The sequence below is a fragment of the Bacillus sp. AMCV2 genome, from assembly GCF_056033925.1.
Window position 1 is genome coordinate 2,736,220 of the sequence record NZ_JBVYIB010000002.1, and the last position, 21,330, is coordinate 2,757,549.

18 protein-coding genes and 1 riboswitch are annotated in these 21,330 nt (G+C 45.2%); of the genes, 2 read left to right on the forward strand and 16 right to left on the reverse strand.

The window, feature by feature from the left end; genetic code table 11:
* Positions 1–27: 27 nt before the first annotated feature.
* Positions 28–636, reverse strand: a complete 609-nt coding sequence (gene sdhC / locus AC0OMA_RS14255) for a succinate dehydrogenase cytochrome B558 (protein ID WP_003222512.1) — start codon at positions 634–636, stop codon at positions 28–30.
* 292 nt (positions 637–928) lie between these two features.
* Between sdhC and AC0OMA_RS14260 the strand changes: the two genes are divergently transcribed.
* Positions 929–1,375 carry a YslB family protein gene (locus AC0OMA_RS14260; RefSeq protein ID WP_474222198.1) on the forward strand — a complete coding sequence of 149 codons (447 nt, stop codon included), beginning with the start codon at positions 929–931 and terminating at the stop codon, positions 1,373–1,375.
* 43 nt (positions 1,376–1,418) lie between these two features.
* Here AC0OMA_RS14260 and AC0OMA_RS14265 read toward each other — a convergent pair whose 3' ends face one another.
* The 14 genes from AC0OMA_RS14265 to zapA all read right to left on the reverse strand — a co-directional run bounded on the left by AC0OMA_RS14265 (position 1,419) and on the right by zapA (position 17,796).
* Positions 1,419–2,645 carry an aspartate kinase gene (locus tag AC0OMA_RS14265; protein WP_474222199.1) on the reverse strand — a complete coding sequence of 409 codons (1,227 nt, stop codon included), beginning with the start codon at positions 2,643–2,645 and terminating at the stop codon, positions 1,419–1,421.
* A 125-nt stretch (positions 2,646–2,770) separates the two neighbouring features.
* Positions 2,771–2,950: riboswitch (Lysine riboswitch) on the reverse strand.
* A 64-nt stretch (positions 2,951–3,014) separates the two neighbouring features.
* Entirely contained in the window at positions 3,015–4,787 is a 1,773-nt protein-coding gene (gene uvrC / locus AC0OMA_RS14270) for an excinuclease ABC subunit UvrC (protein WP_474222200.1), read from the reverse strand.
* Positions 4,788–4,922: 135 nt separating this feature from the next.
* Positions 4,923–5,237, reverse strand: coding sequence for a thioredoxin (gene trxA, locus AC0OMA_RS14275; protein ID WP_003222500.1), 315 nt, complete (start codon positions 5,235–5,237; stop codon positions 4,923–4,925).
* A gap of 322 nt (positions 5,238–5,559) precedes the next feature.
* Complete coding sequence (gene abfB / locus AC0OMA_RS14280; protein WP_474222201.1) at positions 5,560–7,047, reverse strand: alpha-L-arabinofuranosidase AbfB; 1,488 nt, start codon at positions 7,045–7,047, stop codon at positions 5,560–5,562.
* A 217-nt stretch (positions 7,048–7,264) separates the two neighbouring features.
* Positions 7,265–8,242: an electron transfer flavoprotein subunit alpha gene (gene etfA, locus AC0OMA_RS14285; protein ID WP_004398999.1), complete on the reverse strand. Its 978-nt coding sequence runs from the start codon at positions 8,240–8,242 to the stop codon at positions 7,265–7,267.
* 35 nt (positions 8,243–8,277) lie between these two features.
* Positions 8,278–9,051, reverse strand: coding sequence for an electron transfer flavoprotein subunit beta (gene etfB, locus AC0OMA_RS14290; protein WP_474222202.1), 774 nt, complete (start codon positions 9,049–9,051; stop codon positions 8,278–8,280).
* A 14-nt stretch (positions 9,052–9,065) separates the two neighbouring features.
* Positions 9,066–9,842: an enoyl-CoA hydratase gene (locus AC0OMA_RS14295; RefSeq protein ID WP_003229549.1), complete on the reverse strand. Its 777-nt coding sequence runs from the start codon at positions 9,840–9,842 to the stop codon at positions 9,066–9,068.
* 14 nt (positions 9,843–9,856) lie between these two features.
* Positions 9,857–10,441, reverse strand: a complete 585-nt coding sequence (gene fadR / locus AC0OMA_RS14300; protein ID WP_014477593.1) for a fatty acid metabolism transcriptional regulator FadR — start codon at positions 10,439–10,441, stop codon at positions 9,857–9,859.
* Positions 10,442–10,544: 103 nt separating this feature from the next.
* Entirely contained in the window at positions 10,545–12,227 is a 1,683-nt protein-coding gene (lcfA, locus tag AC0OMA_RS14305) for a long-chain-fatty-acid--CoA ligase LcfA (RefSeq protein WP_015384307.1), read from the reverse strand.
* A gap of 188 nt (positions 12,228–12,415) precedes the next feature.
* A complete protein-coding gene (locus AC0OMA_RS14310) occupies positions 12,416–12,820 on the reverse strand; it encodes a DUF350 domain-containing protein (protein ID WP_003237674.1) in 405 nt (134 codons plus the stop codon).
* Positions 12,821–12,834: 14 nt separating this feature from the next.
* Complete coding sequence (locus tag AC0OMA_RS14315) at positions 12,835–15,192, reverse strand: endonuclease MutS2 (protein ID WP_015384309.1); 2,358 nt, start codon at positions 15,190–15,192, stop codon at positions 12,835–12,837.
* Between the two features lie 20 nt (positions 15,193–15,212).
* The gene (gene polX, locus AC0OMA_RS14320; RefSeq protein WP_015384310.1) at positions 15,213–16,925 is read right to left on the reverse strand and encodes a DNA polymerase/3'-5' exonuclease PolX; all 1,713 of its coding nucleotides are present in this window, start codon (positions 16,923–16,925) and stop codon (positions 15,213–15,215) included.
* 73 nt (positions 16,926–16,998) lie between these two features.
* Positions 16,999–17,532 (reverse strand): CvpA family protein, encoded by a 534-nt coding sequence (locus AC0OMA_RS14325; RefSeq protein WP_003229537.1) that lies wholly within the window; start codon positions 17,530–17,532, stop codon positions 16,999–17,001.
* A gap of 6 nt (positions 17,533–17,538) precedes the next feature.
* Positions 17,539–17,796, reverse strand: coding sequence for a cell division protein ZapA (gene zapA, locus AC0OMA_RS14330; protein WP_003229534.1), 258 nt, complete (start codon positions 17,794–17,796; stop codon positions 17,539–17,541).
* A gap of 133 nt (positions 17,797–17,929) precedes the next feature.
* Between zapA and rnhC the strand changes: the two genes are divergently transcribed.
* Entirely contained in the window at positions 17,930–18,871 is a 942-nt protein-coding gene (rnhC, locus tag AC0OMA_RS14335; RefSeq protein ID WP_015483536.1) for a ribonuclease HIII, read from the forward strand.
* Between the two features lie 35 nt (positions 18,872–18,906).
* On the opposite strand, the gene pheT is transcribed toward rnhC, so the two are convergent.
* Positions 18,907–21,321: a phenylalanine--tRNA ligase subunit beta gene (gene pheT, locus AC0OMA_RS14340; protein WP_474222203.1), complete on the reverse strand. Its 2,415-nt coding sequence runs from the start codon at positions 21,319–21,321 to the stop codon at positions 18,907–18,909.
* Between the last annotated feature and the right edge of the window lie 9 nt (positions 21,322–21,330).

Sequence of the window (21,330 nt, forward strand, 5' to 3'; positions counted from 1 at the left end):
CCCTCTCCCTCTAGTAATCTAGTACTCTTAAACAAATGCAAAAATCGCTTTTAAGCCTACGTATGACAGTGCAACAAAAATAATCAGCGTAACGTATGTCGAAATTCTTTGAGAACGAGGCGTTACCGTGATGCCCCATGTAACAGCGAAAGACCATAAACCGTTCGAGAAGTGGAAAATTGTTGATAAAACACCGACAATGTAAAAACCAAGCATAGCCGGAGAGCTCAAAATATTCGCCATCATGTCGAAATTGACCTCAGCGCCCATTTGTGCGGCAATGCGGGTTTCCCACACGTGCCAGCTGACGAAAATGAGGGTGATGATACCGGTTACACGCTGCAGGACGAATAGCCAGTTTCTCATGTAGCTGTATTGGCCTGCGTTATTTTTCGCAGTAAACGCTATGTACACACCATAAACTGCATGATAAATTAATGGTAAGAAGATAATAAAAATTTCCAAGGCATACCTGAAAGGCAGACTATCCATAAAATGAGCAGCGCTATTGAATGCTTCAGCGCCCCTTGCGGCAAACTGGTTGACGACTAAATGCTGAATAAGAAAGATGCCGACCGGTATGACGCCAAGCAAGGAATGCAATCTTCGAAAATAAAACTCTCTGTTCCCAGACATTACTTTACCCCCTGTTTGATAAGTGCGAAATGTGCTAAATCTCTTCCCCCACTTCTTTCAATTGTAAGCACTTTATTAAGATTTATTGACAATTTCATTTTACTCCTCCCTCAAAAGGGCGTCAAGAAAACGCGTACATAAATTATAATTTTCCGAATTGATTAGTTGATTGAAAAATTTTATTTTATCAATATATATTTCTTGCTTAATTTTTCATAAGAATTACAGGATCATTCTGTAATCCTCCCCCCTGTTTGAGCTATAATATACGCAGGAGAGAGGGGAGACAGATATGAAGTCTAAATTTGAAGCATCTATTGACAACCTAAAAGAAATTGAAATGAACGCCTATGCCTACGAACTAATACGAGAGATCGTTCTCCCAGATATGCTTGGCCAAGATTACTCTTCCATGATGTATTGGGCAGGAAAACATCTCGCCCGTAAGTTTCCTCTTGAATCATGGGAGGAATTTCCGGCCTTCTTTGAAGAAGCGGGCTGGGAAGCCCTCACCAACGTAAGCGCTAAAAAACAGGAGCTTGAATTTGAACTTGAAGGGCCGATCATTTCCAACCGGCTTAAACATCAGAAAGAACCTTGCTTTCAGCTGGAGGCTGGTTTTATCGCTGAACAAATTCAATTGATGAATGATCAGATTGCCGAATCATATGAACAAGTGAAAAAGAGAGCCGATAAAGTGGTTCTGACTGTGAAATGGGATATGAAAGACCCAGTGTAATCAAAAAGGCGGTGACTGCATAGTCCCGCCTTTTTGATTGTCATTACACAGCTGAAGGGTGTTTTGAAAGCTCAAATGCATCGTGAAGCGACTCGACTGCTTTCACCATGTCATTTTCGCTTACGACTGTTGACACTTTGATTTCAGATGTGCTGACCATTTTGATTAAAATGTTTTTTTGCGCCAGTACAGCAAACATTTCAGCCGCTACACCAGGATTTGAGACCATGCCGGATCCAACAATGGATACTTTAGCCAATTTGCTTTCTGTCTCAATTTTCTCAAATTCCAGCGCGTCTTTATACTCTTCAAGCACCGCAACGGTTTGGTCTGCATCTTCTGTTTTGACAGAGAAGGAAATTCCAGTCTTGTCCTCGGCCTGCGTTTGGATAATGATATCCACGTTTATGTTTCTTTTGGCAAGTGTCGTAAAAATAGTAGACAAAGTTGTCAGGCCGCTAGTCAGCCCGTAAATGGTTACTCTTGTGATTTGATCTTCAAATGCAATGCCTCTGACAATTAAATTCTGTTCCATGGATGATTCCTCCTCAATTAATGTTCCCGCTTCGGTTTCTGTACTTGAACGCACTTCTAACGGCACTTGGTAATTTTTCGCGAACTCAACTGCTCTTGGATGAAGAACGCCGGCGCCTAAATTGGCAAGCTCAAGCATTTCATCGTATGAGATGCCCGCAAGTTTTCTCGCTGATTTCACATAGCGCGGATCGGTTGTAAACACGCCTGGCACGTCTGTGTATATGTCACATTTATCAGCTTTTAAAGCGGCAGCCAAAGCAACTGCTGTTGTATCTGAACCGCCCCGGCCCAATGTCGTAATTTCACAATCCTCTGTCATGCCTTGGAATCCTGCAACAATGACAATTTTTCCTTTTTCAAGCTGGTCTGCTAAACCCGAAGTGTCGATATCTGTAATTCTGGCGTTTCCGTGAATGGCCTCCGTACGGATTCCCGCCTGCCAGCCAGTATAAGACACAGCGTCATAGCCTTTTTCCTGCAATGCCATTGAAAGGAGTGAAATCGTGACCTGCTCGCCTGTCGCCAGCAGCATATCCATTTCGCGTTTGCTCGGCTGGTCAGAAATAGCTTTTGCAAGGCTGACCAATTCGTCAGTGGATTTTCCCATTGCTGAAACGACGACAACGACTTGATGGTCTTTCTGTTTTTCTGCAATTGCGCGGTTTGCCGCATTTTGAATTTTTTCGACTGAGCCGACGGAAGTGCCTCCGAATTTTTGTACAATAAGACCCATGTATTACCACCCTTTACATTTTGGTTCGTGCGGGTGAGGAGAAAGAGCGCTTTGTCCACAATAAAAAAAGCAATGAGAGGAATACTCTCATTGCTTATCAATTAATCATCATAAATGATTATGAACAACGAGATAGCCCTCCAAGAAAATGATTTCTTGACAGCCTTACATTTATTCAATGCACGGCCAGCAAATAATACCGATGGGGTTTTATTTGCTTCGGCGACGCTCCCCTTTCAGCCTTTTTCACAGAATCCATCTTTCTCCAAAGGCATACTCTTGAAGTTCGCACCTCTATCTTCACCATATAACACGATCTAACTATGAAATTAGTTCACATTTTATCAGATCTTATTTAAAAGGACAACATTATTTTTGCAATTTGCCGTAAAGGAGCTGAGCCGCCGCTGCGGGAACACCGGCTTTTTTGATGTCCTCAAGGCTTGCTTCCTTCATTTTTTTAACGGAACCGAAATGCTTTAACAGCATTTTCTTTCTTTTCTCTCCGATACCCGGGATGTCGTCCAAAACGGATTGAAACGCGCTTTTTCCGCGGATTTGCCTGTGAAAACTGATTGCAAAACGGTGCACCTCGTCCTGAATGCGCTGCAGGAGGTAAAATTCCTGGCTGTTTCGTTCCAGATACACCACCTCCAGCGGCTCACCGATCAGTAAATTTGAGGTTCTGTGTTTTTCATCTTTCGCTAAACCGGCGATCGGGATATCCAAGCCGAGTTCATTTTCAATGACATCCCTTGCTGCGTTGATCTGCCCTTTTCCTCCGTCAATGATGATCAGATCGGGCAGCGGCAGATTCTCACGAAGCACTCTCGTATAGCGTCTTCTGACAACCTCTCTCATAGAACCGTAATCATCCGGCCCTGTAACAGTTTTGATTTTATATTTGCGGTATTCCTTTTTGTATGGTTTGCCGTCGATAAACACAATCATCGCGGAAACCGGGTTTGTCCCCTGTATGTTTGAGTTATCAAACGCTTCAATTCTGTGCGGCGTATAAATATTTAATGCCTCACCTAGCTTCTGCACAGCCCCGATTGAACGCTCCTCGTCCCGTTCGATTAAAGAGAATTTTTCTTTCAATGCGATTTTCGCATTTTTATGGGCAAGCATGAGCAGTTCTTTTTTCGGGCCTTTTTTCGGCTGGTGAACGTTTGTTTCCAGCAGCTGCTCGATCATGGATTGATCTACGCTGTCCGGAACTAAAATCTCCTTCGGAAGGAAGTGGTTGTTTTTTGAATAGAACTGCCCGATGAACGTGAGGAACTCTTCATCTGCTTCCTGATAAAGCGGGAACATGCTGACATCGCGTTCAATGAGCTTTCCTTGGCGGATGAAAAAGACCTGCACGCACATCCAGCCCTTATCGTACGCGTACGCGAATACATCACGGTCGACTAGATCGTTCATCGTCATTTTTTGTTTTTCCATCGTTGATTCAATATGGGCAATTTGGTCACGAAGCTCTTTTGCTCGTTCAAACTCAAGATTCTCAGCAGCTTCATGCATTTTCTCTTCAAGCTCTTTTTTGACCTCATTATAGCCGCCCCTTAAGAAACGTGTAATGCTTTCAACCAGCTCTCTGTTCGTCTCTTCGGAAATATCCTTTACGCACGGAGCGAGGCATTGGCCCAGATGATAGTAAAGGCACACTCTGTCCGGGAGCTTGGAGCATTTTCTGAGAGGATACAGACGGTCGAGCAGTTTTTTTGTTTCCCTTGCTGCCTGTACATTCGGATACGGCCCGAAATAGCGCCCTTTGTCTTTTTTGACATTGCGGGTGACAATCAGCCTTGGGTGGCGTTCATGGGTGAGTTTTATGAAAGGATAGGTTTTGTCGTCTTTGAGCATGACGTTGTATTTCGGATCATGCTTTTTGATCAGATTCATTTCTAAAATAAGCGCTTCAAGATTGGAGGACGTCACGATATATTCAAAATCCTCGATTTCCGTCACAAGCCTTTGGGTTTTCGCGTCGTGAGAACCGGTGAAGTAGGAGCGTACTCTGTTTTTCAGCACTTTTGCTTTCCCTACGTAGATCACAGTCTGCTGCCGGTCCTTCATGAGATAACAACCCGGTTGATCAGGAAGGAGGGCGAGTTTTTCTTTCAGTTGTTTGTTCATATGTTACCCTTCCTTATGTTTAATCCTTTATTCCTAGTTTAACACGAACGTTTGTTTTTCTCTATGATTCACAATTGGCGAATAAAAAAAGCGATCCCTCAATCGGAATCGCTCTGGCATGTAAGCAGCGGAAAATTAAAGATGTTTGTTTACAAGCTCTTGAAGCGCTTCTTTTGGTTTGAAGCCGACTGAAGTTTCAACTACTTCGCCGTCTTTTAACACAAGAAGAGTCGGGATGCTCATAACGCCGTATTTTCCGGCAGTTTCTTGGTTTTCATCTACATCGATTTTTACGATTTTCAGTTTGTCTCCCATTTCTTGATCCAATTCTTCAAGAACAGGTGCAATCATTTTACAAGGTCCGCACCAAGGAGCCCAGAAGTCTGCCAGTACGACGCCTTCGCTTGTTTCAGCTGAGAAAGATTGATCAGTTGCTTTTACGATAGCCATTATTGAATTCCTCCAATGTGAAATGATGATTTTTAGTATAGCATCTCCCATTCGTTCACGCTATTTTAATGCTTACAAATTATTTTTTCCTGATCACAGCCGGTTTACTCATTTTTATATGGTTGAATGGGATATGCTCTTTTTTTAAAACACAAATCTGATAATGGCCCCGATCACTACAATTGCCCCAATAATCATTAAAATGGTACGAAGCATAAGATCACATCTCCTCTTCACTGTCATGTACTTTACCATGCCCTGCCGGAGCTGTTTTAAAACCTGAAAAAGAGCGCCGGCATGAAGCTCCGGCGCTCTTGCGCGATTAAGAATCAGCACGCAGCGTAAGTAAGACGACTGACATTGGCGGGAGTTTTACTTTCAGTTTGTTTTTGCTGAGCGTGTATTGTCTGAAGGATTCCGGTTTGACATGATGAGGATCGTCAAACGTGTTATGCGCATTCATTTTTTCTGCCGTGAGAATGACTCCGGAATGGTCCGCTGCCTTGTGTAGGCCCCTCAGCTCGATTTGCGCCTCCGCTTTGTTTTGGTGATCGATGTTGCAAATAGTGATATTGATATCACCTTCAGCTTGTTTCGACGCTGAAATGCTGATTTGCGGAAGCGTTTCACCGTTCCATTCATAGTCGGCAGACATTGTCTCTGTGGCTAAAAGAGAAGCGTCCTGGTGCACCTTAAACATATTGAATACATGGTACGTCGGTGTCAAAAGCATCCGCTCTCCCTCAGTCAAAATCATCGCTTGAAGAACGTTGACCGTTTGGGCGATATTTGTCATTTGCACCCGGCGGCAATGCTGATGGAAGATGTGGAAATGAGAAGCCGCCACCAGCGCATCACGAATGGTGTTTTGCTGATATAAGAAACCGGGATTCGTGCCTGGCTCGGGATCAAACCACGTGCCCCATTCATCAATAATCAGCCCGACCCGCTGCTCCGGATCGTACCGGTCCATAATCGTGCCGTGTTTTTGAATCAATTCATCGATGTATTTGGCTTTTTTCATCGTAATAAACCATTCATCTTCCGTGAATTCTGTGGCTGATCCTTTGCCCTTCCAAAAATCCCCCGGAATCGTGTAATAATGAAGACTCAACCCGTCCATCAGGCCAGCGGCTTTTTTCATAAGCACATCCGTCCAATTAAAATCATCCACATTTGCGCCGCCGGCAATTTTATAAATGTCATTCCTGCTGTAATTACGGACATAAGTCTGAAAACGCCGGTACAGATCTGCGTAGTATTCGGGATGCATGTTGCCGCCGCAGCCCCAGTTTTCATTGCCCACGCCGAAATATTTCAGCTTCCAAGGCTCTTCTCTTCCATTTTGTTTTCTCCAGTCTGACATCGGCGTGCCTTCTTCAAATGTCATATACTCAATCCACTCCGCCATTTCCTGAACGGTTCCGCTTCCGACATTGCCGCAAATATATGGCTCGCATTCAAGCAGCTCGCAAAGCATCATAAATTCATGCGTTCCGAATTCATTTGATTCAATTGTACCGCCCCAGTGAGTGTTCAGCATTGTCTTACGGTCACCGACACCGTTTGCCCAATGGTATTCGTCCGCAAAACACCCGCCCGGCCATCTGAGGACAGGAATGTGCAGCTGTTTGAGCGCCTCCAGCACGTCCTTTCGTATCCCGTTGATATTGGGGATGTCTGAGTCCGTTCCGACCCAGATCCCCTCATAAATCCCTCTTCCTAAATGCTCAGCAAAATGACCGTATATATTTTTGTTAATGGTTCCTTTTACGATATCTGTTTGAATCACTGCTTGATGTTCAGACATGCCTCTGATCATTCCTTTCATACGGATATGAAAAGCACCACAGTCAAATATGTGATCTGTCTTTTGCCTGAGGAGTCATCATGAATGTAAGCGCTTTTAAAGTAACCATATTATATATGTTCGTACATGTCAACGACATTTTCTATTGTTTTTATATTTGTACGTATGTATTTATAACTATGAAAAAATCCCGAACTTTTAAAGTCCGGGATTTCCTTTATGAGTGTATATTCAATTGTTTGAATTCCTCAGTTAATAACGGGACAACTTCAAATAAATCACCGACGATGCCGTAATCCGCTATTTTAAAGATATCGGCTTCGGGGTCTTTATTGATGGCGACGATCACCTTGCTGTTTGACATGCCGGCCAAATGCTGGATGGCGCCGGAAATGCCGCATGCAATGTACAAATCCGGAGTGACGACTTTCCCCGTCTGCCCGATTTGAAGAGCGTAATCGCAATAATCAGCGTCACATGCCCCGCGAGAAGCCCCGACTGCGGCCCCTAGCACCTCTGCAAGCTCCTGCAGAGGCTGAAATCCCTCCTTGCTTTTGACTCCTCGGCCGCCCGCAACGATAATTTTTGCTTCGGAGAGATCAACGCCGTCAGCTGTTTTTTTCACGACCTCTTGGATAACAGTGCGGAGGTCAGTAAGAGAAACATCAATGCTTTCGATGCTCCCCGATCTGCTGGTGTCTTTTTCTGAAGCTTGTATGTTATTGGGGCGAATTGTCGCAAAGATCATCGGATCGGTTGAAATGACGCGTTCAAAAGCTTTCCCCGAGTAAATCGGCCGTGTGAACACAACATTCCCTCCGGTAACGCTTACATCTATAGCATCAGAAATTAAGCCTGTTTGCAGCCGGGCAGCAAGCTTCGGTGAAAGATCCTTGCCCATTGCCGTATGCCCGAAGATGACTGAATCAGGATTTTCTTGCTCGATAACACCTCTCATGACCTGGCTGTACCCGTCTGCCGTGTATGTTTTCAGCTTCGGGTCCTCAGCGGTAAGAACTTTATCTGCTCCGTAATGAATAAGCTCTTGTGCAATGCTTTGTACATTTTCACCGATGAGAACACCGATGACTTCTCCATCTCCTGAAATGGTTCTTCCTGCAGCTATTGCTTCAAAGGTGACATTCCGCAATTCCCCATCGCGTATTTCTCCAAGTACGATCACTTTTTTTCCCATTCTAACATCCCCCTGTTTCTTTGAATGTCCAAGCTTTAAATGACTTTAGCTTCGCTGCGGAGCAATGAGACAAGCTCTTTTGCCTGTTCGGCAGGCTCACCTTGGAGAAGCTTCCCGGCTTCTTTTTTTGGCGGCAGAAAACGCTCAATGGTTTTCAGCTTTGGTTCAGCATCCTCTTCGTCCAGGTCAAGATCATCAAGTTCAAGCTCTTCAAGCGGCTTTTTCTTAGCCTTCATAATTCCCGGAAGCGATGGATAGCGCGGCTCGTTTAAGCCCTGCTGAGCTGTGGCAAGCAATGGGAGCGTCGTTTTGATTTTTTCAACATCCCCTTCGACGTCCCTTTCTGCTTCTGCATCAGTGCCGTTGATTTCGAGTTTGGTGATCGTAGTGATACACGGAATGTCCAGTAGCTCGGCAAGCCGAGGCGCCACTTGTCCTGATCCTCCGTCAATGGCAACATTTCCGCCGAGAATCAAATCAAACTCCTGATCCTTCATATAGTGGTATAAAACTTGAGAAATGGAATATTGGTCGGGTTCTTCGAGATCATCTTCTATGTTGATTAAAACAGCTTGGTCACAACCCATGGCCAGCGCCGTACGCAATTCTTTCTCCGCTTCTTCACCGCCGACCGTGACGGCGGTGATCGTGCCGCCATGCTTTTCCTTCAGCTGGATGGCTTCTTCTATCGCGTACTCATCATATGGATTAATGATCCATTCCGCTCCGTCATCCTGAATCTTTCCTGTTTCAATGACGATTTTTTCTTCTGTGTCAAACGTCCGTTTCATCAGTACAAATAGATTCATGATCATATCCCCTTTTATTCGCCTTTGAACTGAGGCTTTCTTTTTTCGAGAAATGCCTGGATGCCTTCCTTGGCGTCCTCTGACTCAAATGCTTCCCCAAATCGCTTTGCTTCAAGCTTTAAGCTGCCTTCATAGGAATACACCTTGTTGGAATAAAGAAGTTCAAGCAAAGATGCCAGCGTTTGCGGGCTTTTCTCTGCAAACTTAGCGGCAAGTGCTTTTGCTTTTTCAATCACTTCTGCCTCATCTTTCGCTCCAATTGAGACAAGTCCGAGATCAAGCGCTTCTTTTCCGGATATCGGTTCTCCTGATCCGATGAGCTCTAGTGCTTTGGCTGTACCGACATATCTCGGAAGGCGCTGTGTCCCCGCAAAACCCGGAATGATACCGAGATTAAGCTCCGGGAGCCCCAGCTTGGCGTCTTCTGCCGCGATTCTGATATGACAAGCCATCGCCAGCTCCAGCCCGCCTCCAAGAGCAGCGCCGTGAATCGCCGCGATAATCGGTTTTGGAAAGCTTTCGATTCTTTCCATCAGCTGCTGGCCGCGCTCAGCCAGCAGTGAGGAATCCTCGTTGCCTTTAAGCGATGTAAATTCTTTAATATCAGCGCCGGCTGAGAAAAATCTTCCCTCGCCGTGAATGATAATGCTTCGTACGCCTGCATCTGTCTCACATTGATCAAGACAGGAAGACAGCTCTTCTAATATCCGGCTGGAAAGTGCATTTGCCGGCGGATTGTGAATCGTCAAAACTGCCACAAATTGATCAACTGCCAGTGATATTGCATTCATAGGACAGAACTCCTTTACTTATTATGAATTCCAGACACCAATAATTCTAAAACGCTGTCTGAAAGCGCAGCGAGATCGTACTTTTGGTCATTCATCACCCAAGTTGTCACGGTTTCGTCAATCGTTCCAAAAATCATCTGCCGGGCGAGGCGGACGTCGAGGCCTTCTTTTAATTCGCCTGATTGTATACCTTCCGTCAAAATGCCATCCAAAATATTTAAGTAGCCTTTTAATATTTCGTTGATTTTTTGGCGCAGCTCCAAGTTGGATTGGCGGAGCTCGAGCTGCGTGACAATTGCGAGATTATGGTCACCCGCTAAAAGGGAAAAATGCTTTGAAATCACAAGCGCCAATTTCTCTTTCGCTGTTGCTTTTTCTTTAATGTCCTCTTCCATCCGCTCAATAAATTGACCCATTTTTTCTTTGAAAAGAGAAATTAAAATATCTTCTTTGTTTTTAAAATAGAGATAGATGGTGCCGTCCGCTACTCCGGCTTGTTTGGCAATTTTGGATACCTGTGACTGGTGGTAGCCGTTTTCTGCAATGACTTCTACTGCTGCATCAATAATCTGCATATACTTTGGCCGTTTTTGCTTCAATGTTCATCGTTCCTTCCTATAGAAATGAATGACTATTCATTCATAATTTCATGATAAGAAGGATTTTCAGGTTTGTCAAGTTTATTCATAGGAGTTCTCTTTTTTATTTGATATGATGATTTTCGGCTTCTTCTTCAAGTAAACGCCTTCTTAAAATTTTCCCCACCGCCGTTTTCGGCAGCTCTTTTCTGAACTCATAGGCTTTGGGCACCTTATAGGGAGCTAGACGTGATCTCGCAAAAGTGTCCAGTTCTTCTGTATCGGCTTTTGCGCCTTTCTTTAATACTACAAATGCTTTTACTGTTTCTCCCCTGTAAGAATCGGGAACGCCTGCGACAACAATTTCCTGGATGGCTTCATGTTCATAAAGCGCTTCTTCTACCTCACGCGGGTAAATATTGTAACCGCCGGCAATGATGATATCCTTCTTCCTGTCAGCAATATAGAAAAAGCCTTCTTCATCCATATAGCCCATGTCCCCGGTGAACAGCCAGCCATCTCTCAGCACTGCTGCGGTTTCCTCTGGTTTATTCCAGTATCCTTTCATGACTTGCGGACCTTTTACAATGATTTCTCCATGCTCATACGGAGCGGCAAGCTCACCCGTCTCTTCAGAATAGATCGCGGCGTCCGTACTCGGCCAAGGACAGCCGATACTGCCCGGCTTGTTTTTTCCCCAGATAAAGTTAGCGTGCGTCACTGGGGATGCCTCAGACAAACCATAGCCTTCCACAAGCTTTCCGCCAGTCACCTTTTCAAATTTCTGCTTTACCTCCACGGGGAGCGCGGCTGATCCGCTAAGACAGCTTTTAATGGATGACAGATCATAATGCTGCAATTCGGGGTGATGCAAAAGGCCAATGTAAATTGTCGGTGCGCCAGGAAAGAGCGTTGGTTTGTGTTTGTCGATGATTTTAAGTGTTTCGAGCGGATCAAACTTAGGAAGAAGAATCATTTCGAAGCCTAGTTTAATCGAATAGTTCATGACTGCCGTCAGTCCGTAAACATGAAAAAACGGGACGATGCCCAGCACTTTTTCAGCGCCTTCTTTCACGTCATACATCCAAGCGGCGCACATTTCAGTATTTGCCAAAATATTTTGGTGCGTGAGCATGACCCCTTTTGGAGCTCCGGTTGTTCCTCCGGTATACTGGAGGACAGCGATATCATGCTCAGGATCGATCTTCGGGATTGTCAGGAGTTCAGTTTTTTCCTGCTTCATACTGGAAGCAAACGTGTGAATGTTAGCTGTTTTGTCAAAATCGATATGCACTTTTTGTTTTTGCGTCAGCGGGTAAAGAATATTCTTCGGAAAAGGCAAATAGTCTTTTACGCTGGTTATCAAAATCTGGTCGACTATTGATAACGTTTTCATTTTTATTGCCTTCGGGAAAAGCAAATCTAAGGTGATGATCACACTTACCTGAGCATCTCTAAGCTGGTATTCAAGCTCATGCTCGGTATAAAGCGGATTCGTCTGCACCACGATGCCACCGGCAAACAAGACGCCATAATAAGAAATCACTGTTTGCGGGCAATTGGGCAGCATAACAGCCACTCTGTCTCCTTTTTGCAGGCCATTGCACTGCAAAAAAGCTGCAAGTTTAAGAGCATCCGTCAGAATGTCATGAAAGGTGAGTTTTTTTCCATAAAACGATATTGCGGTTTTATCAGGGAATCGTGCGGCGGAGTCTGTCAGGATGGATTGCAGGGTTTTATTCGGCAATGGAAGCTCATGCGGGATATCGTTGGGATACTCGGCAAGCCACGGCTTTTGAGACTGCATAAAACCTCCCCTTTCGATTTTAGAGATCCACCTTATCATTATAGCAGATGGACGGCAAAAAAAAGAAAAAGAAAGGTAAATCTTTCTTTTTCTCATAATATGAACAGATATATAAGACCAATTAACAAAAAGATTCCCGCCGCGGCGAGCAGTATTTTCGCAAGCTTTTCCATCTATTCTCCGTCCCCTTATATTCCGGCTGCCACCACAAATGAAAGCCCGACAGAAATGACAAATGAAATAAAGCCGACAGCCCGGTTATCATTTTCGATTTCCTGATCAATTTTAAACCGCGGAGTCAAAAACTCAAAAATAAAGTAACTGATCAGAAGCATAACAAACCCGTAAACGCCCCAGCCGATCATTTGCAGCAGCGAATTATGCTGGGAGATGGAATGCTGAAATACGTTTGCGATTCCCAAAATTTTTCCGCCGGTCGCCATTGCCACCGCAAGATTTCCTTTTTGAATCTCTTCCCAGTTTTTATAAGCCGTCACCAGCTCAAACACAGTCAAAAAGAGGACGAGGCAGAGAACCGCGACACTGTAATATGCCGCGATTTCCACAAGCTCGTTTTCCCAAAAATCACTCATGGCCATACTCCCTTTTATTTTAGTTCAACAACCGTAACGCCTGATCCTCCCTCACCTGCTTCACCGAAACGGGAACTTTTGACGCTGCGGTGGTTTTTCAGAAGATCCTGTACGCCTTTTCTTAAAGCGCCGGTTCCTTTTCCGTGGATGATTGACACTCTTGGATATCCGGCTAACACCGCATCATCCAAGTATTTTTCAACCCGGCTGAGGGCATTTTCATAGCGTTCGCCGCGGAGATCAAGTTCAAGCGATACGTGATAGTCCTTTCCCTTGACCGCTGTAATGATTTTTTCTTTTTTTGGCTCCGGAGCTGATTTGATAAACTCCAGATCTTTTTCTTTTACTTTCATCTTTAAAATACCGATTTGAACATTCCATTCATTGCCGCCTGTTTTTTCGAGCAATGTTCCTTTTTGCCCGAAAGTGAGGACTTTCACCTCGTCACCAGGCTTAAAGTCGCGTTTTTGCGCTTTTGGCTTTTCCGGTTTCTTGGACTTTTCAAAAGCCGGCATAGCGCCTTCTAACCGTTTCTTCGCGTTAATCAGCTCGTGATCCTTGAAGGATTTGTGTTCTTCTTTTATGGAGCGCAATTCATGAATAATGTCCTCGGCTTCTTTTATTGCCGCTTTTACTTTTTCAGCAGCCTGCTGTTCTGCCTCTTCAAGCATTTTGTCTTTTTTGCTGTTAAGCTCGATGATTTGCTGCTGCAGCTCTTTATGCAGTTTTTCCGCTTCTTTTCTGATTGATTCTGTCTCAGAAAGCTCTTCTTCCGCACGTTTTTTGCTTTGTTCCAGCGACGCAATCATCGTATCGACTTCGTTATGCTCGGCCGTCATTTCTGACTTCGCCTGCCCGATGATATGGTCCGGAAGCCCGAGGCGTTTTGAAATTTCGAAAGCATTGCTTCGACCCGGCACACCAATTAAAAGTTTATAGGTCGGTGACAGCGTTTCAATGTCAAATTCAACGCTGGCATTCATGACGCCTTCTCTGTTATAGCCGTACGCCTTCAATTCCGGATAATGCGTCGTAGCTAACACTCGTGCATTGGTGCGATGCACGTCATCCAAGATGCTCATGGCGAGGGCCGCCCCCTCCTGCGGATCTGTCCCTGCACCAAGTTCATCGAAAAGCACAAGGCTGTTTTCATTGACCTGTTCTAAAATGCCGACAATGTTCACCATATGGGATGAGAACGTACTTAAACTTTGCTCAATCGACTGTTCATCACCGATATCAGCGAATACGTGCTCAAATACTGCCGCTTCTGACCCTTCATCTGCCGGGATATGAAGACCTGATTGCGCCATTAAGGTTAGCAGGCCTAACGTTTTAAGGGTGACTGTTTTCCCCCCGGTGTTTGGCCCTGTGATGACAATGGTTGAAAAATCGCGGCCAAGCTCGATGTCATTGGCAACAACCTGGTCAGGCGGAAGCAATGGATGGCGGGCTTTTTTCAAACGGATAAAGCCGGTGTCGTTCATAATCGGTTTTGTCGCTTTAACCGCTTTTGCATATCTAGCTTTTGCAAAAATAAAGTCAAGCGTCTGCAGCACTTGCAAATCTAGAAATAGCTCCTCTGTATGCTCTGCCGTTTTCTCTGTCAGCACACGCAAAATCCGTTCAATTTCTTGCTTTTCTTTCACTTTCGCCTGCTGAAGGGAATTGTTCATATCTACAATCGCCTGCGGTTCAATGAATAGTGTCGCACCAGAGGATGAGGTGTCGTGCACAATTCCCCCATAGCTGGATCTGTACTCCTGTTTGACCGGGATCACAAAGCGGTCATTCCGAATCGTAACAATCGTATCAGACAGCATTTTCGAAGCGGAAGAGGAACGCAGCATCGACTCTAACCGGTCTCTGACTCTTGATTCGAGTGTTCTGAGCTGTGTGCGGATTCCTCTTAATGTTTCCGATGCATGATCAAGCACTTCTCCGTGATCATCAATGCAGGAATTAATGTCCCGCTCTAAATCGGACAGCGTGATAAGCTGTTCAGCATGCTGATGGATCAGCGGAATGTCGACACCGTCTTCAGCCATTTGGGTGATAAAATGTTTCATTTGTTTAACTGCATAAAGCAGGCCTGAGATTTCAGTGAATTCAGAAGGACTGAGAACGCTGCCGATTTCCGCCCGTCTTAACGCTCCTCTGATATCTACAAGGCCGCCAAATGGCGCTTGGCCTCTCAGCCGGATAATGTCAGAAGCTTCGTCTACTTCATCAAGCTGTTTTTTGATTTCGTCTATAGAAGCAGAAGGCTTAAGCTCGAGAAGCATTTCTTTTCCGAGCGATGAAGCGGCATGCCCAATAACCTGTTCTTTCACTTTATGAAATTCAAGAGCTGATAATACTTTTTGCTGCACGATTGTGTGAGCCTCCTTACTTAATCGTTGCGCTTCAGAAATGCCTCTACGTCTTTAAGCGACCGGGCATTCAGAACGTTTTTCGTTTCCGTCCATCCTTTGCGCGCGGCAGTAACGCCAGTTTTCATATCGTCTAACATCTCAATATTATGGGCATCAGTATTAATCACCAATGTAACCCCTTGTTCGTTTGCTTTCATTAAATGCTCTGTGCGCAGATCAAGGCGCGCAGGGTTGGCGTTGAGTTCAAGCGCCGTATTTGTTTTCCTCGCAAGCTCAATCAGCTGATCAATATCGATTTCGTAACCGGCCCGTCTGCCGATAAGGCGCCCGGTCGGGTGTGCGATAATGTCAACATGCTTGTTTGTCAGTGCCGTCTCAAGCCGTTTCATAATCACGTGTTCCGGCTGATTAAAACTGGAATGAATCGATGCAATAACGATATCCATTTCCGCAAGCACATCGTCATCATAATCGAGCGTACCGTCAGGCAGGATATCCATCTCAACGCCTTTCAAAATACGGAAGTTTTCAAACTCTGCATTCAGTGCGTCAATTTCTTTTGCCTGCTGCTTAAGTCTTTCTGCAGTAAGCCCGTTGGCGACCTTTAAATATTGTGAGTGATCGGTGATCGCCATGTATTGATAGCCTTTTTTGATGCAGGCTTCAGCCATCTCTCTGATCGAAAATGCACCATCGCTCCACGTTGAGTGCATGTGGAGATCACCTTTGATTTGCCCGGGTTCTATCAGTTCAATGCTGTCGCTGTAGGTTTCCACTTCCTGTCCGCTTTCACGAATTTCCGGCGGAATCAGCGGCAGGCCGAAGTGCGCATAAAATTCACGTTCACTCGGAAATGTTTTGATCTCTCCGGTTTCAACTGTCTCAACGCCGTATTCACTGATCCGCTCGCCGCGTTCTTTGGCGATTTGGCGCATTTTAATATTGTGATCCTTTGATCCCGTAAAATGATGGAGTGTTGTCGGAAACTGCTCTTCCGTCACAAGACGGAAATCGACGCTTGTTTCATATTCAAAGGAAAGGATGACGGACACCTTCGTATCTCCGCTTGCGATCACGCTTTTGATGTTTGGCAGCTCAAGAAGCTGCTCTCTTACTTCAGCCGGATGATCTGTAGCAATGATATAATCCAGATCCTTCACCGTTTCCCGCGCTCTGCGGAGACTTCCGGCACGAGAAAATTTGATGATATGCGTAAATTGAGAAAGATGCTCCTCAATTTCCCGCGCGATCCGGAGGGCGTAGCCGATCGGGAACCGTTCAGGCTGTTTTCCGGCTTCCCCGAGCGCCTGTAATATTTTTTCTTCCGATTTTTTGCCAAAGCCCGCAAGACCTTGCACCTTTTGCTGTTCACAGGCTTCCTTTAGAGATTCTGCATCGTGTACGCCGAGCTCTTTATACAGCTTTGCGATTTTTTTGCCGCCGAGCCCCGGCAGCTTCAATAAAGGCACGAGTCCTTCCGGCACTTCTTTCTGAAGCGATTCGAGCGTGCTTGACTTTCCTTCATCTATATACTCTTTAATGACGCTGTACGTTCCTTTTCCAATGCCGGACAGCGACATCATATCGTCCATTTCTGATAAGCTTCGGTCGTCCTGTTCCAGGGCTGCCGCCGCTTTTCGGAAGGCGGATACTTTAAACGGGTTGTCCCCTTTGAGTTCCATATAGACTGCAATGGTTTCAAGCAGCCGGATAATATCTTTTTTATGCATATCATAACCCCCAGACGTTCACATATGTTTCCATCATACTTGAAAAAAACTTCTCCGGACAAGAGAAGTTTTTTTATGCCCCGTACTGTGTCCACAGCTCTTGTAAAAGCCCTGACAAGTACGGTGTATGGTTAATGATCACATTTGCGAGAGACGATTGCCCCATCATTTGCTGCAGTGCATCTACCGGCAGAACGGATGCGACATACAGCAGCACAAATGTAAATAAATAGACTTCTAGAAAACCGAGAACGGCTCCCAGCATCTGGTTGATTTGTTTAATCACCGGAATGCCGGCTACAATACTCAGGAACGAGCCGATGATTCTCAGTAAGATTTTAGCAATGATAAATAAAACGATAAACGCAATCGCATTATAGTACGCTGCTTCCAAATTCCCCGTAAAAAAAGAAAGAGCCGGCTGTCCCGCTGAAAAATCGGGTGCGGGAATCCAATGTAAATGCGGTGCCACGTTTTTATAGAATAAAGCCGCAAAGGCAATTGATAAAATAAAGCTCGTCAAGCGGATAAACTGCAGGATAAAACCGCGTTTTAACCCCAGTAAAGTCCCCATCAGGAGCAAGATTAAGATGATGATATCTAGCATAGTTGTTCAATCCTTTTCTTTAAGCTGACGCTCCAGTTTTTCACATTTCTCTTGTAATTTGACATAATCGTGCACCACATTTACCGCTGTCAGCACTGCAAGTTTATTTATATCAAGGTATGGATTTTTTTCATTGATTTCTCTCATTTTATCATCAACAATTCCGGCGACATACCTCATATGGGCTCTGCTTTCTTCACCGACAATCGTGAAGTGCTGGCCGTAAATGTCAACGGTTGTTTTTGTTTTTTTGCCGTCAGACAACGTTTCTCCTCCATTCCGCGAGAATCCTAGTTCTTATCATAACACGTTTATTAAATGAATGGAAAGACGAGCCTCCCGCTGTTATGATACACTGGTATATACAGCGAAAAGTGTAAAAAAAGGAGATTATTACGTGTCCCATTCAGTGATAAAAGTATCGTTGTCTGCTATTGACCAAATGAAAATGACATACAGTGGTTCGCTTACAGCCTCTGTTCCGCAGGGAGCCGTTTTTCAGGCGAAACCGCCCGGCTGTACCATTACAGCATATAAATCAGGCAAGGTCTTGTTTCAAGGCAAAAACGCAGCGGCAGAATCCGCGCGCTGGGGAACAGCGGAGCCTCAGGAAAAGAAGAAAACGGCCAAAAAGCCGGCTGATCCCCGCTATGCCCCTCCGGCAGATATCGCCGGAATGTCTGTTATCGGTTCTGACGAAGTCGGAACCGGAGATTACTTTGGCCCAATGACGGTTGTATGTGCGTACGTCGACAAAACCATGCTTCCTTTAATGAAGGAACTCGGTGTTAAGGATTCTAAAGATTTAAAAGATCCGCAAATCATCGAGATTGCCCGAAACCTGATCAAAACTATTCCATATAGCCTGCTGGTTTTAAAGAATGAAAAGTATAACAGCATGCAGGAAAAAGGCATGAGCCAAGGGAAAATGAAAGCTTTGCTGCACAATCAAGCGATCACCCATTTATTAAGAAAATTGGATGGAGTAAAGCCTGAAGCCATTTTGATTGACCAATTCGCTGAGCCAGGCGTCTACTTCAATCATTTAAAGGGCAGAGACATTGTGAAGGAGCGGACCTATTTTAGCACAAAAGCTGAAGGCATTCACCTGGCTGTCGCCGCTGCTTCAATCATTGCAAGATATTCGTTTTTAATGGAAATGGATAAACTATCACGCGAGGCAGGAATGACGCTTCCAAAAGGGGCCGGTCCGCACGTCGATGAAGCGGCCGCCAAGCTGATCCTCAAAAAAGGGGCATCTGCACTCAGAACCTTTACAAAACTCCATTTCGCCAATACGCAAAAAGCGCAGCGCCTTGCTGATAAAAAACGTTCATAGAAAAAAGCTTGCAGATTTCTCTGCAAGCTTTTTTATCAGCCTCTTAAAACAGCTTGATATGTGTCTTCTAACGCTTTCAGCACTTTGCTGTGCGCCTTTGTCACTTCTTCTTCAGTCAGTGTTTGTTCAGGGTTGACATACTGGAGTGAGAAAGCGACTGACTTCTTGCCTTCCTCCATATGTTCGCCTTCGTATACGTCAAAGACAGTTACCTCTTTCAGAAGCTTGCCGCCAGCCTCTTTAATGACGCTCTCAAGCTGGCCGCTTGTGACGGTTTTATCTGTTACAAGGGCGATATCACGTGTCACAGACGGATATTTCGGAATCGCCTTGTAAACAAGCGGTGCTGTTTCTGCTGCGAGCAACGCATGAAGATCGAGCTCAAATACGTATGTTTCCTTTATATCCAGTTCTTTTTCCAATGAAGGATGGACTTGGCCGATGAAGCCGATCAGAGAACCATTCAATAAAATGTTCGCTGTTCTGCCCGGATGCAGCTGTTTGCGTTCAGACTGTACAAATTCAATTCTGTCTAGGACGTTGAGTTTGTCTAACAGCCCTTCCACAATTCCTTTGACAACAAAGAAATCAACTGGTTTCTTTTCACCCTGCCATAGCTGCTTGCGCCATAATCCGGTAACAGCTCCTGCTACGCGTTCTGTTTCAACAGGTTTTGTGTCCTCTTCCTTCGTCAGGAAAACGGAGCCGACTTCGTACAGTGCAACTGAGTCAGTCTGCCTCGCAAGGTTGTAAGAAACAGAATCAAGCAGATTCGGAACAAGACTGTGTCTGAGAATGCTTCTTTCTTCACTCATTGGAAGCGCAAGCACAGTATTCAGTGATTTTTCAATCGCAAACGCTGCCGCTTTCTTCTCGTTTGTCAGTGAGTAAGTGATCGCTTGTGATAAGCCTGCGCCTTCAAGGAAGCGTCTGACTTTACGGCGTTTTGCCTGGTAAGGCGTTAATCCGCCTGTAGTTCCCGCTGTCTCAGGAAGCGTAGACGGAATGTTATCGTAGCCGTACAGTCTTGCCGCTTCTTCGATTAAATCCTCTTCTATTATAATGTCGCCTCGGCGTGATGGGACAGTCACAACGAGAAGTTCACCCGCTTCACCGACCGTAAAACCGAGACGTTTATAAATGCTGATCAGTTCTTCTTTACTGATCGTCAGGCCTAGAACGCTGCTCACTTTGTCAGCAGATACGTGAATGTTATTTGCTTCGATTGTCAGGTGATCTTCCTCAACTGTTCCAGCAAGCACCTCACCGCCGGCATACAGATGGATCAGCTGCGCAGCCCGTTCTGCTGCAAGACGTACGCGCGCCGGATCAATTCCTTTTTCAAATCTTACGCTTGATTCACTTCTCAAACCAAGGTCTTTGGAAGCCTTGCGAACCGTCTGCCCATTGAAATACGCAGCCTCAAGCAAAATCGTTTTCGTATCTTCCTGAACCTCTGACTCTGCTCCTCCCATGACACCCGCAACGGCCTGCGCTTTCGTTCCGTTTGTAATGACAAGGTGATCGGCGGACAGCTTACGTTCTTGATCATCAAGAGTTACGAGCATTTCATTCTCAGCTGCTTTTCTTACTACGACTTCCTTAGAGCCAAATCTGTCATAATCAAACGCATGAAGCGGCTGTCCGTATTCCAACAGGACAAAATTTGTGATGTCAACGACGTTGTTGTGCGGACGAATGCCTGCATTCATCAGCTTTGTCTGCATCCAAAGCGGTGATGGAGCAATCGTGACATTTTTAATGATTTTTGCAGTGTACAGCGGGTTCGCTTCTTGATCTTCAATTTTGACTGCAATGTAATCAGACGCTTGTTCTGAAGCAGCCGGGTAATCCGTTTGCGGAAGCTTTACCTCAGTGTCTAAAATCGCGGCAACCTCGTAAGCAACACCAAGCATGTTCATGGCATCGGCGCGGTTTGGCGTTAAACCCAGCTCAAGAATCGCATCGTCAAGCTGTAAAGCCGCTAAGGCATCGCTTCCTGTTTCAGCGTCATTCGGGAATACGAAAATGCCTTCTGCATACTCCTTCGCCACAAGTTTGCTTTCGATACCAAGCTCCTGTAAGGAACAGATCATGCCATTTGATTCTTCACCGCGAAGCTTGGCTTTTTTGATTTTGAAATTGCCCGGCAGCACCGCTCCGACAGTTGCAACCGCGACTTTTTGTCCCTTATCCACATTCGGCGCGCCGCAAATGATTTGTACAGGGGCTTCAGCACCGATATCCACAAGGCACTTATTCAGCTTATCAGCATTCGGGTGCTGCTCGCGCTCCAGCACATGGCCGATGACAACGCCTTTGATGCCTTCTCCTTTGTATTCAATTCCTTCAACCTCAATACCGGCTCTTGTAATTTTTTCAGCAAGAACAGCCGGGTCCATGCCTTTTAAATCAACATAATCCTCTAACCATTTATAAGAAACAAACATCCTTGCATC

Coding starts and splice junctions, on each gene's coding strand:
- AC0OMA_RS14295 (WP_003229549.1), bottom strand. CDS start 9,842: ATGAATGCAATATCACTGGCAGTTGATCAATTTGTGGCAGTTTTGACG.
- AC0OMA_RS14325 (WP_003229537.1), bottom strand. CDS start 17,532: ATGCTAGATATCATCATCTTAATCTTGCTCCTGATGGGGACTTTACTG.
- pheT (WP_474222203.1), bottom strand. CDS start 21,321: ATGTTTGTTTCTTATAAATGGTTAGAGGATTATGTTGATTTAAAAGGC.
- polX (WP_015384310.1), bottom strand. CDS start 16,925: ATGCATAAAAAAGATATTATCCGGCTGCTTGAAACCATTGCAGTCTAT.
- AC0OMA_RS14265 (WP_474222199.1), bottom strand. CDS start 2,645: ATGGGTCTTATTGTACAAAAATTCGGAGGCACTTCCGTCGGCTCAGTC.
- AC0OMA_RS14310 (WP_003237674.1), bottom strand. CDS start 12,820: ATGAGTGATTTTTGGGAAAACGAGCTTGTGGAAATCGCGGCATATTAC.
- AC0OMA_RS14260 (WP_474222198.1), top strand. CDS start 929: ATGAAGTCTAAATTTGAAGCATCTATTGACAACCTAAAAGAAATTGAA.
- trxA (WP_003222500.1), bottom strand. CDS start 5,237: ATGGCTATCGTAAAAGCAACTGATCAATCTTTCTCAGCTGAAACAAGC.
- uvrC (WP_474222200.1), bottom strand. CDS start 4,787: ATGAACAAACAACTGAAAGAAAAACTCGCCCTCCTTCCTGATCAACCG.
- etfA (WP_004398999.1), bottom strand. CDS start 8,242: ATGGGAAAAAAAGTGATCGTACTTGGAGAAATACGCGATGGGGAATTG.
- sdhC (WP_003222512.1), bottom strand. CDS start 636: ATGTCTGGGAACAGAGAGTTTTATTTTCGAAGATTGCATTCCTTGCTT.
- etfB (WP_474222202.1), bottom strand. CDS start 9,051: ATGAATCTATTTGTACTGATGAAACGGACGTTTGACACAGAAGAAAAA.
- lcfA (WP_015384307.1), bottom strand. CDS start 12,227: ATGCAGTCTCAAAAGCCGTGGCTTGCCGAGTATCCCAACGATATCCCG.
- abfB (WP_474222201.1), bottom strand. CDS start 7,047: ATGTCTGAACATCAAGCAGTGATTCAAACAGATATCGTAAAAGGAACC.